Source organism: Veillonella parvula (assembly GCF_032550495.1).
Lineage (GTDB): Bacteria > Bacillota > Negativicutes > Veillonellales > Veillonellaceae > Veillonella > Veillonella parvula_G.
Genome location: NZ_JAWFZJ010000001.1, coordinates 35,806 through 51,549 on the forward strand (window position 1 = coordinate 35,806; position 15,744 = coordinate 51,549).

The window sequence follows — 15,744 nt, forward strand, 5'->3', positions numbered from 1 at the left end:
ATATATGTACCGCTTTCAAGTGAATGGCACCCAATATGAGGTTCAAGAGGATCAACGTTTAATTGATTTCTTGCGAGCTGATTTAAAGTTGACGGGCACTAAAGAAGGTTGTAGTGCTGGTGCATGTGGTACGTGTACAGTAATTATAGACGGAAAAAAAGCAAAGGCTTGTGTAAGCAAACTATCTCAATTAGATGGTAAATCAATTGTCACGATTGAAGGTTTATCTGAACGAGAAAAAGCAGTATACACCTATGCTTTTGGTGAATGCGGAGCGGTGCAGTGTGGTTTCTGTATACCAGGTATGATTATTAGTGCAAAAGTATTGATTGACGAAAATAATGACCCTACACCTGACGATGTTAAAAAGGCGATATTAGGTAATATTTGCCGTTGTACAGGCTATGTAAAAATTGAAGAGGGCATTATGTTAGCTGCAAAAATGTTCCGTGAGAACTTACCAGTTCCAGAAAAGGATACAAATGGTAATGTAGGCGCTCGTTTACACCGTGTAGATGCTGAGGAAAAAGCATTAGGTACTGGACAATACTCTGATGATATCTATATGGATGGCATGATTTATGCCAAAGCATTGCGTTCTAAATACCCACGAGCTAGAGTTGATCGTGTTGATGTGTCTAAAGCTCTTGAACATCCAGCATGTGTAACGGCATTGACTGCTAAGGATGTACCATTCAATAAGACTGGTCATTTAGTACCGGATTGGGATGTACTTATCGCCGAAGGTGATATTACACGTTATGTAGGCGATGCAATTGCATTGGTAGCAACTACTGAGAAGAAGTATCTAGATGAAGTATTGGCTTTAGTTGAAGTTGATTATACTGAATTAGAACCTATACTAGATCCATTGGAAGCGCTAAAACCAGATGCTCCTCAATTACATCCAGAGGGAAATGTATTGTCTCGTCAAACGTTATCTCGTGGCGATGTAGATAAGGCTATTGCAGAGGCTGCTTTTGTAGTAACAAATCATTATTCTACGCCTCAAACCGACCATGCATTTATGGAACCAGAATGTGCCGTTGCATATCGTGAGGGAGACGAAATTCATCTGCATTCAGGTAGCCAAAATGTTTATGATGATCGGCGTGAAGTTGCTCGTATGCTTGGCATTCCAAATGAATCTGTAAAGGTTCATAGCATGCTCGTAGGTGGCGGCTTTGGTGGTAAAGAGGATATGACCGTACAGCATCATGCATCTCTCGTAGCTTGGCTTACAGGTAAACCAACTAAGGTTCTATTCTCTCGTCAAGAAAGTCTTAATATCCATACTAAACGTCATGCGATGGAAATGGATATTACAACAGCTTGTGATGCAGAAGGTAATCTGGTAGCAAGTAAGGTAAATATCATTTCTAATTGTGGCGCGTATGCATCTTTAGGTGGTCCTGTACTTCAACGTGCTGGTACTCATTCTTGTGGCCCTTATCACTTTGATAATTTTGCCTTTGATGGTGTATGTGTTTATACAAATACTGTTCCTGGTGGTGCATTCCGTGGGTTCGGCGTAACACAAACTATCTTTGGTCAAGAGCAAAATATTGATGAATTAGCTGCGTTAGTAGGCATGGATCCTTGGGAATTCCGCTATAAAAATGTTGTGCGCCCTGGTGACTCATTACCAAATGGCCAAATTTGTTCCAAAGAAACCGCTTTAGTAGAATGTTTGGAAGCTGTAAAAGATGCATATTATGCCTCTGATCGTACTGGTCTTGCGGTATGTTTGAAAAATAGTGGTATTGGTGTAGGACTACCTGATACGGGTCGCGTTATTTTAGAAGTACGTGATGGTAAAGTTCGTATTCGTACGGGTGCTGCTTGTATTGGTCAAGGCATGGCTACTATGGCAACACAAGTACTTTGTGAAACAACAGGCTTAACGGCGGATAAAGTATTTGTAGAACGTCCTGATACAGTACGCACACCAGATTCTGGTACAACTACTGCATCTCGCCAAACGCTCTTTACCGGTGAAGCAACGCGCAAAGCAAGTCTTCGCTTAAAAGAAATGTTAGATTCTAAAACATTAGAAGAACTGAATGGCGTAGAGATTTATGAAGAGTTCCTCGGTGAAACAGATCCATTTAATTCTGATAAATCGCATCCAAAAAATCACGTTGCCTATGGTTATGGTGCATGTGTAGCAACAATTGGTGAAGACAATAAGGTTGCTAATTTACATGTAGCATACGATGTAGGTCGTGTAGTGAACCCTCAATCCTGTACAGGTCAGGCCGAAGGTGGTGCCATTATGGGAATGGGTTATGCAGTTACAGAAGACTTCCCTTATAAAGAAGGGTATGTAACATCTAAATACGGTACGCTAGGACTTCTTAGAGCTACCCAATGTCCTCCAATTCATGTAAGTCTTATCGAAAAAGGGACACCAGAACAATATGCATACGGAGCTAAAGGTATTGGCGAAATCTCTAGCATTCCGATTGCACCGGCTATTGCAAATGCGTATCGTCGTATCGACGGAGAACCACGTAGGTCCTTGCCGATTAAACATACAGGTTATAAAAAATAGAATATTTGCTTAATGGTAGGGGCTTTTGCCCCTAGCCATCAAGGTTCCCACGTGAAGTCGATGAGATTTCTAAACTCTATCATGTACGATAGTATGACTATATTGTTTAACTAGTAACTAAAACGTAAGATATGAGGTGATTCTTATGAGTAAAGGTGCATCTGGTGTCGACCATGTAGATGGTATGCTGCCAATCCCGCAGTTATTCGCTTATGGTTTACAGCACGTTCTGGCTATGTATGCTGGGGCAGTAGCTGTACCAATTATTATTGCACAAGCTATGCATTTGCCAATTGAAGATTTAATTCGTTTGATTACAGCTGACTTATTTACATGTGGTGTAGCTACATTGATTCAAACATTAGGATTCGGACCAGTTGGCGGGCGTATTCCTCTTATTCAAGGTGTTACATTTGCTTCTGTAGGCCCTATGATTATGATTGGTCAACAGCATGATATCAATACGATTTACGGTGCGATTATCGTAGCTGGTCTCTTTACATTCCTTGTGGCACCATTTTTCAGTCGTTTGATTCGGCTATTCCCACCTGTAGTAACAGGTACTATCATTACTATTATTGGTATCAACTTGATGCCAGTAGCTGTTAACTGGATGGGGGGTGGCGTAGGCAATAAAAACTTTGGCGATCCACTATACATAGCTCTTGGTGTAGCTACATTTGTTCTCGTTATATTAACTTATCGATTTGGTAAAGGTTTCCTTGGTAATTTGGCAATCTTAGTTGGCCTTATTCTCGGTACAGCCTTAGCTATGATTGTTGGTATTACAGATTTTTCAGAGGTAGGACGTTCTCAATGGATTTCTGTTGTAACACCATTCTATTTTGGTCTTCCAACCTTTGACTTTGCTTCTATTGTATCTATGATTATTGTAATGCTCGTAGTTATGGTAGAAACAACTGGTGATAGTATTGCGGTAGGTGAAATTGTAGATAAACCTATTGGTCAAAATGAATTGGCTGCGGTACTTCGCGCGGATGGCTTGTCTACTATTATTGGTGGTATCCTTAATAGTTTTCCGTATACAGCATTTGCTCAAAACGTAGGTCTTATTGCTGTAACACGTGTTAAGAGTCGTTTCGTTGTAGCAGCATCTGGTGTAATTTTAATTTTATTAGGCCTTTTCCCTAAATTAGCCGCTATCGTAGCTTGTATTCCAAATGCTGTACTAGGGGGCGCAGGGATTGCTATGTTCGGCATGATTATCGCCAGTGGGATTCGTTCTCTTGGTAAAGTTAGTTTCGATGGTAACTATAACCTGATGCTAGTTGCCATTAGTATTGGGGTATCCATGATTCCTCTTGCAGCACCTCAATTCTATACACACTTTCCAGCATGGGCTCAAATTCTTTTGAAATCTGGTATCACAGCTGGTAGTATAGTAGCTGTTATTTTAAATGTAATGTTTAATGGTTTTGGTTATAAAACTGTTAACGAACCTAATCGTGCGACTCGTAAATATCGCCACTTCACACGATTCAAAGGTTATCCTAAACATTTCTACCAATAAGATATAGTTAGACGAGTTTACTCTCATGCGATTATATGTATTGTCTCTCACAGTAGAAACCTTGTTAGTATAGGTAAAACATCAATATATATGGTTTCGTTTGTTAAAAAGATCTCACTCTGATTTGGAGTGAGGTCTTTTTTTATGGAATCGTATACTACTTTGGTATATAATTAAATAATATTATTGCAAAGGAGACGCATTATGAAAGACGAGCGATTTATAGTTACATATAGAATAGAAGCGAGTACATATGAAGAAGCAAAATCAATTGCTTGGGCTGTTCAAGTGGAGCAAACTATAGAATTTCCTTATGAGTTTGTAACGGATCCATACATTAAAGAAACTATTACTGGTCGACTAGAATCTCTTGAACCTATAGTAGAAGACTCTCCTTATATCAATGTAGGTGTGATGCCAAATGCTGTAATTGACACCTCTCGTTACTATTTGGCTCGTATTTCATATCACGTAGATACCACGGCCTTAGAGGCTACACAATTTTTAAATGTTGTCTTTGGTAATTCTTCGTTACAGCCACATATTTGGGTAGTAGATATTGAACTATGTCCAACACTTTACGATGTGTTTAAGGGACCACAATTTGGCTTACAAGGAATTCGTCGATTAGTGGAAACCCCGACGCGTCCAATGATTCAAGCCGTTGTAAAGCCGATGGGCACACCGAATGTAGAATTGGCTCGTATGTGTGGCGCTTACACACGTGGTGGTGCAGATGTCATAAAGGATGATCATGGTATTTCTAATCAGTCCTTCTCTCAATATAAAGATCGTGTAAAACGATGTGCTGCTATGGTACAGGAAATGAATGCTGTACATGGTACACATACTTTATATGCTGCAAACGTATCAGGTGATGGTACAGATGTGTTAGAACGCGCTTATTTTGCCAAAGAGGCTGGTGCTACAGCTCTCATGGTGGCTGCAGGTCTCGTTGGTTTCGGTTGGTTACACAAATTAGCTACTGATGAAAACTTACGATTGCCCATTATTCATCATCCAGCTTATTCTGGTGGATTTGTAAGCCCTGGTGTATCTGGAGTAGCTGACTATTTACAACTAGGTTTATTACCTCGTATCTTTGGGGCTGATATGTCAATTTTCGTATCTTATGGTGGACGCTTTACTTTTACAGAGGAACAATGCAAGAGGATTTCCTCTTACATTAAACGACCAATGGGCTTGATGAAGGCGGCTTGCCCTGCACCAGGTGGTGGCGTTACAGATACTCGTCTTAATGAACTTGTTGAGCTGTACGGAAATGATACGATGTTCCTTGTTGGAGGCGATATGTTCCGCAGAGGGCCAGATATTGAGGCTAATATGTCGTATTTTGTAGAGCGTCTGACTAAATTATCTGAAAGAACGTAATAATAGCTTGAATTTAAATGAGTTAATACAATATTTAACTAAATAACTAAGCTATTGACTTTTACAGAAATAATAGATTTATGATTAAGTATATGGAGTGTTTTGATGAGTGAATCCTCACCGTTGGAGGTCCATGTCCTTGCCAGTGGTAGTAAGGGCAATTGTACAGTGATAAAAAAAGGGAACTCCGTCATATTGCATGATGTAGGCATCAGTTGTCGACGCATTGTCAATGGGTTAAAAGAATTACAAATTGATATGGCACAGGTAGAGGGTATATTTGTCAGTCATGAACATAGTGATCACATTGCGGGATTACAACAATTACTAAAACGATTTGATATTCCTGTGTATACGAAGCAAGGCACCTGGCGTGAAATCCAAGATAAGTTAATCGTGCCAAAGAATCGATTAATCGAGCTTACAAAGGGCAGTTTGACGTTGGGGAGTCTAATTGTGGAACCTTTTTCGGTAAGTCATGATGCGGCTGATCCAATTGGTATAAATGTGTTTGCTGGGAACGATAAGGCAACTATTGTCACTGATACAGGCGTGATTTCAGATGATATTTTACGTAGAATTGATGATACGACTCTGTTAGTGCTAGAGGCGAATTATGATCCTCATATGTTGCGATTCGGACCATATCAGCCGTTTTTGAAACAAAGGGTGGCTAGTGATGAAGGTCATTTGAGTAATGAAATGGCTGCGCAAGCACTACTCATGATGAAACGTCCTGATTTTATGCAAGTTATATTGGCCCATCGTTCTGAAAATAATAATAACTCTGTCCTTGTTACCCAAACTATTGGCAAAATGCTTGTTGATGGTGGTGTTCGTATTGGACCTGAAATGAAGTTACAACATGGTCAGCCTAATGAAATTGTGTCCATCCAATCTGTGAAGAGGTAAAAATGAGATTTTATGTAGTCTGTATCGGCAAATTGAAGGATGCTTATTTACGTGAGGGCGTAGCAGAGTTTGTGAAACGCATGCGCCCCTATGGTGGCATTACAATTACAGAGCTGAATGAAAGTAAAATTGGAGATAAGCCGAGTAATGCGGATCGCAAACAAGTCGTTGCAGAAGAAGGAGACCGTTTATTAAAAGCGGTCCCTAAAAATGCGTATACCGTATTACTTGACGTGTATGGCAAACCAATGTCCTCTGAAGAACTCGCTAAGACGGTATCTAAGCTTGAGGTGGATGGTGTTAGCGATATGGCTTTCATTATTGGTGGTGCCTTTGGGGTGAGTGATATATTACGTCAGGCTGTAAATTATAAATTATCTTTTAGCCCTATGACTTTTACTCATCAAATGGTTCGATTGCTACTTGTAGAACAAATTTATCGAGCATCAAAAATCAATCGTAATGAACCTTATCATTGGTAGAAGACGTAGACTTAAAAATTATTTGTATAATACTTTCAGAAAAAAGGAGTTTTATTATACTGTGGCGAATAGTATAATAAAGCAAGATGTATTTGTAAGGAGGAATTCACTATGAAAATCCAAGAAGTAATGAATAAATACCCTGTTACTGTTGGCAAAGATGCGCCGATTTCTGATGTAGCTGATTTATTGGTTAAATATAATTTAACAGCGGTGTCCGTAGTGGATGATGATAATAAGTTGTTAGGTATTATCTCTGAAGGTGATTTACTATATAAAAAAGTACGTCCTCATGTGCCTCATTATGTTAATGTATTAGGCGCTAGCATCTATTACAATGGCATTGGCGAATACAATGCTCAATTCAAAAAATTATTGGCATCTCACGTTCATGAGTTGATGACTGATGAAGTAATTACAACCACACCGGATAAAGATGTAGAAGAAATTGTATCTGTTATGCTTGATCAACATTTGAAAAATGTGCCAGTTGTAGATAAAGAGTATCGTTTGATCGGGATTTTGTCTCGTCGTGACATTATCAAATTGATTGCTAAAGATAACTAATTAGCATAATTATGTAAAATATGTAAAGACCACCCATTTTGGGGTGGTCTTTTAGTGTATATTGAGAAGAATTGCATTGACCTTGCATTTATGTTATTATTAGGAGTGCATAATATACTACAGAAATTTGGGCATATTGCCCTTCGAGGAGGACATATTTTAAATGAAAGCAACTGTAAATCCTGTTGATCAACACGTAGTAACGTTAACTATTGAAGTACCTGCAGCAGAAGTAGATAAGGGCATTAAACAAGCTGTAAAACGCATTGCAGGTCAAGTGAACATCCCTGGCTTCCGTAAAGGACATGCGCCTCGCCGTATTTTGGAAATGAACTTCGGCAAAGAAGCTATCTTGGAAGAAGCATTTGAAGTATTGGCTAGCCAAAACTATAGTGCTGCACTTCGTGAAAATGATATTGTGCCTGTATCTGAACCTGAAATCAAACGAGAACAATTCGAAGAAGGCAAAGATTTGATTTTCAAAGCTACTGTAACTAAACGCCCTGAAGTTAAACTTGGCGATTACAAAGGCTTAGAAGCAGAAAAACAAGATGCTACAGTATCTGATGAACAAATCGAAGAACAGTTGAACAATATTCGTGAACAACAAGCAAAAATGGTTGTTGCTGAAGAAGGCGCTACAATTCAAAAAGATGACTTCGCAGTAATCGACTTTGCTGGTTCCGTTGATGGTAAACCTTTTGATGGTGGTGAAGGTAAATCCTACCCATTACAAATTGGTTCTGGTAGCTTCATTCCTGGCTTCGAAGATCAATTAATTGGCGCTAAAGCTGGTGATGATGTAACTGTAAAAGTAACATTCCCTGAAGACTACTTCGTAGCAGAACTTGCTGGTAAAGAAGCAGAATTCAAAACTCATATCCATGATATTAAACGTAAAGAATTGCCTGAATTGAATGATGAATTTGCAAAAGAAGCAAGCTCTTACGAAACTATTGAAGAATTGAAAAAAGATCTTCGCACTAAAATGGAGGAAGAAGCTTCCCGTCGTGCAATCGATACTTACAATGCTGACTTGATTCAAACAGCTGTTAAAAATGCAACTGTAGAAATCCCAGAAGTAATGATTAAAGATCGCGTAGAACAAATGATTCAAGAATTGGCTATGAATATGGAAGGCCGTGGCTTGAAACTTGATGACTACTTGAAATTCTCCAATAAAACTATCGAAGATTTACGCTCTGAATACAAAGATTCCGCAGCTGAAAACGTACGCGCTGATTTAGTATTGGATGCTATTGCAACTGCTGAAGGTATCGAAGTAACTCCAGATGATATGAACCGTGAAATCTTCATTATGGCTCAAAACTTTGGGGCAGATCCTAAAGAAGTTTGGGATATTATTGCAAAAGAAGGTCGTGTAGCTATGTTGGCAGGCTCTGTAGCTCGCAAAAAAGCAGCTCGATTCATTATTGATAATGCAAAAGGCGCTGAAGCGGCTGAATAATAGTTTGCTCAACTAGGTACATGAAAAGGTGATTATATGTATGTACCAATCGTAGTTGAACAAGGTGAACGCGGAGAGCGTTCCTATGATATTTACTCTCGCTTGTTAAAGGATCGCATTATTTTCCTTGGTGGCCCCATCGATGATAATGTGGCAAATGCGGTTATTGCGCAAATGTTATTCCTAGAAGCAGAGGATCCTGATAAGGATATCCATTTGTACATCAATAGCCCTGGCGGTGTTGTAACTGCCGGCATGGCTATTTATGATACGATGCAATATATCAAACCAGATGTGTCTACTATTTGTGTAGGCTCTGCAGCGAGCATGGGTGCTGTGCTTTTAACAGCTGGCACTAAAGGTAAACGATATGCGTTGCCTCATGCGCGCATCATGATTCACCAACCATTAGGCGGTGTGCAAGGGCAAGCATCTGAAATTGAAATCCATGCCCGTGAGATTCTTCGCATGCGTGAAGAGTTAAATGGTATCTTAGCTTCTCGCAGTGGACAAGATATTGAAGTAGTAGCTCGCGATACAGATCGCGATAACTTCATGAGTGCTCAGGATGCCGTTGAATACGGCTTAATCGATGAGGTACTCACAAGAGAACCTGTAGAAAGCAAGTAATGGAGGCGCCCCTTGGCAAAAGATAAAGATACTATGCGCTGCAGTTTTTGTGGACGCACAAGCGAAGAAGTCCGCAAATTAGTGGCGGGTCCTAACGTGTATATTTGTGACGAATGCGTTGAAGTTTGTGAACGCATCATTGCAGATGAGTTGGGTGCGGTTGAGACGGACGACTTCAATTTAAAAGAATTGCCAACGCCTAGAGAAATTAAAGCTCATCTTGACGAATATGTTATTGGTCAAGATGATGCTAAAATCTCTTTAGCTGTGGCCGTATATAATCACTACAAACGCTTACAAACAGATAATGTAGTAGATGATGTAGAATTACAAAAGGCTAATGTATTGTTCATTGGTCCTACTGGTAGTGGTAAAACACTATTGGCTCAAACCTTAGCGAAAATGCTAGAAGTACCATTTGCTATTGCAGATGCTACAAGCTTAACTGAAGCTGGGTATGTGGGGGAAGATGTAGAAAACATCCTACTCAAAATTATTCAAGCTGCAGATTATGATATAGCTCGGGCTGAACGTGGCATTATCTATATCGATGAAATCGATAAAATTGCTCGTAAGTCTGAAAATCCTTCTATTACACGTGATGTGTCTGGTGAAGGTGTACAACAAGCATTGCTTAAAATCTTAGAAGGTACCGTTGCTTCTGTTCCTCCTCAAGGTGGTAGAAAGCATCCTAATCAGGAAATGCTTCAAATCGACACTACGAATATTCTCTTTATTTGTGGTGGAGCATTTGATGGTATGGACAAGGTTATTACTAAGCGTACCGCTAAGAAAACACTTGGTTTTGGTGCAGATGTACAGCGTAAAGAAGAACGTAATATATCGGCTATCTTAAAAGATGTTGTACCTGAAGATTTATTAAAATTTGGTTTGATCCCTGAGTTTATTGGACGTTTGCCTGTAATGGTGACATTAGATCAATTAGACAGAGATGCATTAATTCAAATTTTGACAAAGCCTAAAAATGCATTAACAAAACAATATGAAAAAATTCTATCCCTTGATGGTGTAGAGTTAACTTTCACTGAAGATGCATTAGAAGAAATCGCTGATGAAGCATTACAGCGAAAAACAGGTGCTCGTGGTTTGCGTGCTATCATTGAAAAGGTGATGAAACGCGTAATGTTTGAGGTTCCTTCCATGCCGGAAGTAACTAAGTGCATTGTGAATCGTGAATCCGTATTAAGCACAGGTGAACCTATACTCAAAAATGAGGCAGACCAAGACATCCAGTTGAAATCGTAATTCGAAGAAACTCATTTCTGTGTAGGAATGAGTTTCTTTTCATAATATATATACCTGGAGGAAGTATGAATTTACTCGAAGTTGGGATCCCTACCGTACCTCTCAGAGGCATGGTAGTATACCCGAATATCGTGATTCACCTCGATATCGGTCGAGACAAATCCATTAAGGCGGTGGAAGCCGCAATGAATGAGGACCGCATTTTAGCCGTCGTAACTCAAAAAGATGATGCTGTAGATGCACCAACAGTTCATGATTTAGCCCAAATGGGTACATTAGTAAAAATTAAACAAATGTTGCGCTTACCAGGTGGTATAGTACGTGTTCTTGTAGAGGGCATCACTCGTATTCGTCTTATGAATATTACTAGCATGGACCCTTATTATATAGGAGACTATGAACGAGTGGCGTCTGAATTTGAAGACGATGTAGAGCTTGAAGCTTATCGTCGTTTGGTTCAAGCTAAATTTGGCGAATGGGCAGAAGAAGCTAAATCAGTTACTGATGAAGGTGTAACGCGCGTTATGGAATTACGCAATCCTTGTGAATTAGCTGACCAAGTTGCATTTCTATTGCCTATTAATAATTTGAAACGTCAAGAGTTACTTGAAGAATTATCTGTAGCTCGTCGTCTTAACATGATTGTAGGCATTTTAAATATGGAATTACAAATCTCTGATTTGGAAAATTCCATCAATAATCAAGTGCGTCAATCTATGGAAAAAGCGCAGAAGGAATATTTCTTGCGCGAAAAAATCCGCGTTATCCACGATGAGTTGGGTGATAAAGGAGATCCCGAGGAGGAGGCAGAAGAACTACGAGTTAAGTTAAAAGCACTTAACCTAAGTGAAGACGTACATACGCGTATTGATAAAGAAATTTCTCGTTACAGCCGCATGCCTCAATTGATGCCGGAAGCAACAATTTTGCGCAATTACCTAGATTGGGTATTGGCATTACCGTGGAATGAATTAACGGAAGACCGCTTAGATATCAAGGGCGCTCATGCTATGCTCGAAGCCGATCATTATGGCCTTGAAAAGGTTAAGAAACGCATTTTAGAATTTTTAGCGGTTCGTAAATTAACCGGTAAAAATAGTGGCTCTATTCTTTGTTTAGTAGGCCCACCAGGCGTTGGTAAAACCTCTTTGGCTACCTCTATTGCTAAAGCAATGAATCGTAAGTTTATCCGTGCATCCTTAGGTGGTGTTCGTGATGAAGCTGAAATTCGTGGACATCGACGTACTTATATTGGTGCTTTACCTGGTCGTATGATTCAGGGGTTAAAAAATGTAGGTACTAAGAATCCTGTATTTTTATTGGATGAAATTGATAAATTAGCATCTGATTATAAAGGTGATCCATCTTCAGCGTTATTAGAAGTATTGGATCCAGAACAAAATAGCACATTTAGTGATCACTTTATCGAAGTACCGTTCGACTTCTCTGAAGTTTTCTGGATTACTACGGCTAATGTAGCATCTAATATTCCTGGTCCATTGTTAGATCGTATGGAAATTATTGAGTTGTCCAGCTATATGGAAGAAGAAAAACTAGAAATTGCTAAGCGTTACTTAACACCTAAGCAAATTAAGAAAAATGGCCTTGAAGATTACAAGGTTAAATTATCTGATGCTGTGTTAAGAAAGGTAATTTCCGAATATACTCGCGAAGCAGGTGTTCGTACTTTAGAGAAAACAATTGCTAAGATTTGCCGTAAGATTGCTTTCAAAGTAGTTGAAGAAGGCGGAGACGCACCAAAAGTCACTACTAAGAATCTGCACGAATTCTTAGGCGCACCAATCTTTGTTGACCAAGAGCGAGAAAAGAAAGCACAAGTTGGCTATGTAAATGGATTAGCTTGGACATCTGTTGGTGGTGTAGTATTACCATGTGAAGCTACAACTATGAATGGTACCGGTAAATTGGCTTTAACTGGTAGTCTCGGCAAGGTTATGCAAGAGTCTGGTCAAGCGGCTATGAGTTATATTCGCCATAATGCAAAAGCTTTAAAGATTGAAGAAGATTTTTATAAAAAGCTTGATATTCACGTTCACTTGCCAGAAGGGGCAACCCCTAAAGATGGTCCTTCTGCAGGTATTACAATGACATTAGCTATGGTATCTATTTTGACTAACCGCAAGGTTCGTTCTGATATTGCCATGACTGGTGAAATCACATTGCGTGGCCGCGTATTACCAATAGGCGGCTTAAAAGAAAAATTATTAGCAGCCTTGTCTCATGGTATAAAAGAGGTATTGATTCCAAAAGGCAATGAAAAGGATATTGCAGAATTACCTGACATTGTGAAAGAAGGCCTCATCATTACGCCAGTTAAGACAATGGATGAAGTATTAGCAAAGGCACTTGTGTAATGCAAAAGAAGAAAAAATCCACTAAACCAATGGGCCCAAAACCACAATATACACGAAAAGAACCAAAGGGGCCTCGTATTATAGCTGCAAAATATAATACTTCCTGTGTGAAGGCGGATCAATATCCTGAAGGGGATACCGTAGAAATCGCCTTCCTTGGACGCTCTAATGTGGGCAAGTCTTCGTTGATTAATTCTTTATGTAACTATCGTGGGTTAGCCCTCGTTAGTGGTCAGCCAGGTAAGACTAAGACGATAAACTACTTTGATATTGAATCAAAAGAGGATATTTCTGACACCGAGGAACGCAGATATAACTGGTTTCTTGTGGACCTTCCTGGTTATGGTTTTGCAAAGACAAATAAAGGAAACCGCAATCTGTGGTCTTCCTTTATTGCCGATTATATTTTACATTCTGAACGATTGATGTTGTTGTGTTTGCTTATCGATGGTCGCCATCCTGAAATGACCATTGATAAGGTGGCCTTTGATTGGCTCGTCGAAGCCGGTGTTCCGTTACAAATTGTAGTGACCAAGGCCGATAAATTGACGGCTAAAGAAAAGTCTGCAAACTTGTCTATTATTAAAGAACTATATCCAACGGCTACCCCGCCGATTTTGTACAGCTCTTTAAAGCATACTGGACGTGAGCTTTTACAACAACGAATCAATAAAATTTTGGTAGGAGATGAAGCATGAGTCAAACGAACGAATTAGAGATTATGGAACGCATTGCTCTAGATTTAGAGCATGTCGAAGAGTCTCTTGCATCATCTTTTAATACCGGTGCAGAGGACTTCAATGCACTGATTCGACCGTTATCAGCAGCAGGTGGTAAGCGTTTGCGCGCTCAATTGTGTCTATTGATTGCTAATGCAGGTACATCTATAGAGCGTCAACGCATTAAAATTGCTGAGGCTGTTGAAATGCTTCATTTAGCAACACTTATCCATGACGATGTTTTAGATCAAGCTGAAATTCGCCGTGGGGAGGATACAATTCACATGCATAAAGGTAATAAGGTAGCTATCCTTAGTGGTGATTATTTATTTGCCAAAGCATTTAAAATCGTATCTGAAATGACGAATATGAAGTATCTTCAAGTATTCTCTCATATTATTACATGCCTCGTAGAAGGTGAGTTCATGCAAATGGAAGATGTATATCGCATCGATCAAGGCATAGAGCGTTATATGACAAAGACGCAAAAGAAAACAGCAGACTTCATGGAAGGCTGTATGGAGCTTGGTGGTCTCTTAGGAGATTGGCAAGAGGATGAAATCATAGAGTTGAAAAAATATGGTCATGCATTAGGCATGGCATTCCAAATTACAGACGATATTATGGATTATCGTGAAACAGCGGAGACAACGGGAAAGCCTGTAGGGAATGATCTTCGAGAGGGACTATTGACGTATCCGTTATTAAGTATCGTTAACGATGGTAATAAAGATAAATTGCTTGAAGATATTAAAGGCTTAAATAATGGTGGTAATGAGCAAGACATTATTGATTATGTTATTGCTCAAGGTGGCATTGATAATACATTAGCTGTAGCTGATAAATATTGTAAAGATGCTCTAGCGGCACTCGCTGCAGTGCGTGATTTCCCAGGGAAGGAATTCCTTGTGATGGCTGTAGAAAATCTAGCTGATAGAAAGGTATAATATGGAACCATTCGAACCAAAATCGGATTTCGAATATCCCATGCAAAAACCTTCTTTTGACAGTGTAGTTCGTCAAAAACGGCGTGAAGCAGAACAAAAGTCTGAGCAAGAACGATATAAGGTGGCAACTCAACACATTCCTGAGGATGTGGAAGATGAACCAGTTTATACGGCTATAGAGCAGAAGATGATGGATGAAGCAAGGGAATTGTCCCTTGTAGGACATCTTTCAGAGCTGCGAAAACGGTTGATTATAATAGCTGTAGCAGTTATTGTGGGAACTTGTATTTCTTATTATTATGTAGACTTATTATTGGAAATACTCCTAAAACCGGCTGGCAAGCTTTATTATATGAGACCTACTGAAGCATTTTTTACATATATGAAGGTGTCTGTTGTAGGTGGCTTAGTCATAGCCGCTCCCATTATATTGCATCAGATTTGGCTATTTGTTAAGCCTGCACTAACTGTACGAGAAAAGCAGCTATCTAACTGGATCTTACCAGTAGCAATTGGTCTATTCGGGATAGGTATTGTATTTTCTTATTTTCTCGTATTGCCTGCAGCAGTGAAGTTCTTTATGGGCTTTGCTACAGATGAATTACAGCCGATGTTTTCTATTGGTCAGTATATGGACTTTGTATTATCCTTTGTACTACCCTTTGGATTAATCTTTGAGTTGCCGTTGATCTTAATTATTTTGGGATATTTCAACTTAATTACATCACGCTTTTTAAAAACGAAGCGAAAGATATTTATTCTTATATCCTTTATCATAGGTGCTGTCATTTCACCTACACCGGATATGTTCTCGCAAACGATGATTGCATTACCTATGATATTGCTATATGAAACAAGCCTATTTGTATTGGCTAAAATTATGAAGCGCTAAGGAGTCTTT

Annotated in this window: 13 protein-coding genes; all 13 read left to right on the forward strand. The window is 39.4% G+C overall.

Translation table 11 applies throughout. The annotated features are described in order from the left end of the window. Nucleotides 1-4: 4 nt before the first annotated feature. The 13 genes from xdh (at nt 5) to tatC (ending at nt 15,735) form a co-directional block, all read left to right on the forward strand. On the forward strand, nt 5-2,554 hold the full coding sequence (gene xdh, locus E6X37_RS00170) for a selenium-dependent xanthine dehydrogenase (protein ID WP_101928840.1): 2,550 nt from the start codon (nt 5-7) through the stop codon (nt 2,552-2,554). Between the two features lie 145 nt (nt 2,555-2,699). Continuing rightward, a complete protein-coding gene (locus E6X37_RS00175) occupies nt 2,700-4,085 on the forward strand; it encodes a nucleobase:cation symporter-2 family protein (protein ID WP_004698561.1) in 1,386 nt (461 codons plus the stop codon). A 204-nt stretch (nt 4,086-4,289) separates the two neighbouring features. After that, on the forward strand, nt 4,290-5,477 hold the full coding sequence (locus E6X37_RS00180; RefSeq protein WP_278457637.1) for a RuBisCO large subunit C-terminal-like domain-containing protein: 1,188 nt from the start codon (nt 4,290-4,292) through the stop codon (nt 5,475-5,477). Between the two features lie 105 nt (nt 5,478-5,582). Beyond that, nucleotides 5,583-6,389, forward strand: coding sequence for an MBL fold metallo-hydrolase (locus E6X37_RS00185; RefSeq protein WP_008714316.1), 807 nt, complete (start codon nt 5,583-5,585; stop codon nt 6,387-6,389). 2 nt (nt 6,390-6,391) lie between these two features. Beyond that, nucleotides 6,392-6,871, forward strand: coding sequence for a 23S rRNA (pseudouridine(1915)-N(3))-methyltransferase RlmH (gene rlmH, locus E6X37_RS00190; RefSeq protein ID WP_008714315.1), 480 nt, complete (start codon nt 6,392-6,394; stop codon nt 6,869-6,871). Nucleotides 6,872-6,982: 111 nt separating this feature from the next. Next, the gene (locus tag E6X37_RS00195; protein ID WP_004696521.1) at nt 6,983-7,438 is read left to right on the forward strand and encodes a CBS domain-containing protein; all 456 of its coding nucleotides are present in this window, start codon (nt 6,983-6,985) and stop codon (nt 7,436-7,438) included. A gap of 163 nt (nt 7,439-7,601) precedes the next feature. After that, nucleotides 7,602-8,906 (forward strand): trigger factor, encoded by a 1,305-nt coding sequence (gene tig, locus E6X37_RS00200; protein WP_278618193.1) that lies wholly within the window; start codon nt 7,602-7,604, stop codon nt 8,904-8,906. A gap of 36 nt (nt 8,907-8,942) precedes the next feature. Then, nucleotides 8,943-9,536, forward strand: coding sequence for an ATP-dependent Clp endopeptidase proteolytic subunit ClpP (gene clpP / locus E6X37_RS00205; protein ID WP_004696517.1), 594 nt, complete (start codon nt 8,943-8,945; stop codon nt 9,534-9,536). A gap of 12 nt (nt 9,537-9,548) precedes the next feature. Continuing rightward, the gene (clpX, locus tag E6X37_RS00210; protein WP_004698679.1) at nt 9,549-10,802 is read left to right on the forward strand and encodes an ATP-dependent protease ATP-binding subunit ClpX; all 1,254 of its coding nucleotides are present in this window, start codon (nt 9,549-9,551) and stop codon (nt 10,800-10,802) included. Nucleotides 10,803-10,867: 65 nt separating this feature from the next. Then, nucleotides 10,868-13,177 carry an endopeptidase La gene (lon, locus tag E6X37_RS00215; RefSeq protein ID WP_004696511.1) on the forward strand — a complete coding sequence of 770 codons (2,310 nt, stop codon included), beginning with the start codon at nt 10,868-10,870 and terminating at the stop codon, nt 13,175-13,177. Continuing rightward, the gene (gene yihA, locus E6X37_RS00220; RefSeq protein WP_004698657.1) at nt 13,177-13,875 is read left to right on the forward strand and encodes a ribosome biogenesis GTP-binding protein YihA/YsxC; all 699 of its coding nucleotides are present in this window, start codon (nt 13,177-13,179) and stop codon (nt 13,873-13,875) included. The genes lon and yihA overlap by 1 nt, the downstream gene beginning before the upstream one ends. Next, nucleotides 13,872-14,843 (forward strand): polyprenyl synthetase family protein, encoded by a 972-nt coding sequence (locus E6X37_RS00225; protein WP_004698598.1) that lies wholly within the window; start codon nt 13,872-13,874, stop codon nt 14,841-14,843. The genes yihA and E6X37_RS00225 overlap by 4 nt, the downstream gene beginning before the upstream one ends. A gap of 1 nt (nt 14,844) precedes the next feature. After that, nucleotides 14,845-15,735, forward strand: coding sequence for a twin-arginine translocase subunit TatC (gene tatC / locus E6X37_RS00230; protein WP_118091363.1), 891 nt, complete (start codon nt 14,845-14,847; stop codon nt 15,733-15,735). Nucleotides 15,736-15,744 lie beyond the last annotated feature (9 nt).

Bases quoted from the DNA above. Each gene is read 5' to 3' on its own strand.
- xdh (WP_101928840.1), top strand. From the start codon at position 5: ATGTACCGCTTTCAAGTGAATGGCACCCAATATGAGGTTCAAGAGGAT.
- tig (WP_278618193.1), top strand. From the start codon at position 7,602: ATGAAAGCAACTGTAAATCCTGTTGATCAACACGTAGTAACGTTAACT.
- E6X37_RS00195 (WP_004696521.1), top strand. From the start codon at position 6,983: ATGAAAATCCAAGAAGTAATGAATAAATACCCTGTTACTGTTGGCAAA.
- E6X37_RS00185 (WP_008714316.1), top strand. From the start codon at position 5,583: ATGAGTGAATCCTCACCGTTGGAGGTCCATGTCCTTGCCAGTGGTAGT.
- E6X37_RS00180 (WP_278457637.1), top strand. From the start codon at position 4,290: ATGAAAGACGAGCGATTTATAGTTACATATAGAATAGAAGCGAGTACA.
- E6X37_RS00175 (WP_004698561.1), top strand. From the start codon at position 2,700: ATGAGTAAAGGTGCATCTGGTGTCGACCATGTAGATGGTATGCTGCCA.
- tatC (WP_118091363.1), top strand. From the start codon at position 14,845: ATGGAACCATTCGAACCAAAATCGGATTTCGAATATCCCATGCAAAAA.
- yihA (WP_004698657.1), top strand. From the start codon at position 13,177: ATGCAAAAGAAGAAAAAATCCACTAAACCAATGGGCCCAAAACCACAA.
- clpP (WP_004696517.1), top strand. From the start codon at position 8,943: ATGTATGTACCAATCGTAGTTGAACAAGGTGAACGCGGAGAGCGTTCC.
- E6X37_RS00225 (WP_004698598.1), top strand. From the start codon at position 13,872: ATGAGTCAAACGAACGAATTAGAGATTATGGAACGCATTGCTCTAGAT.
- rlmH (WP_008714315.1), top strand. From the start codon at position 6,392: ATGAGATTTTATGTAGTCTGTATCGGCAAATTGAAGGATGCTTATTTA.
- lon (WP_004696511.1), top strand. From the start codon at position 10,868: ATGAATTTACTCGAAGTTGGGATCCCTACCGTACCTCTCAGAGGCATG.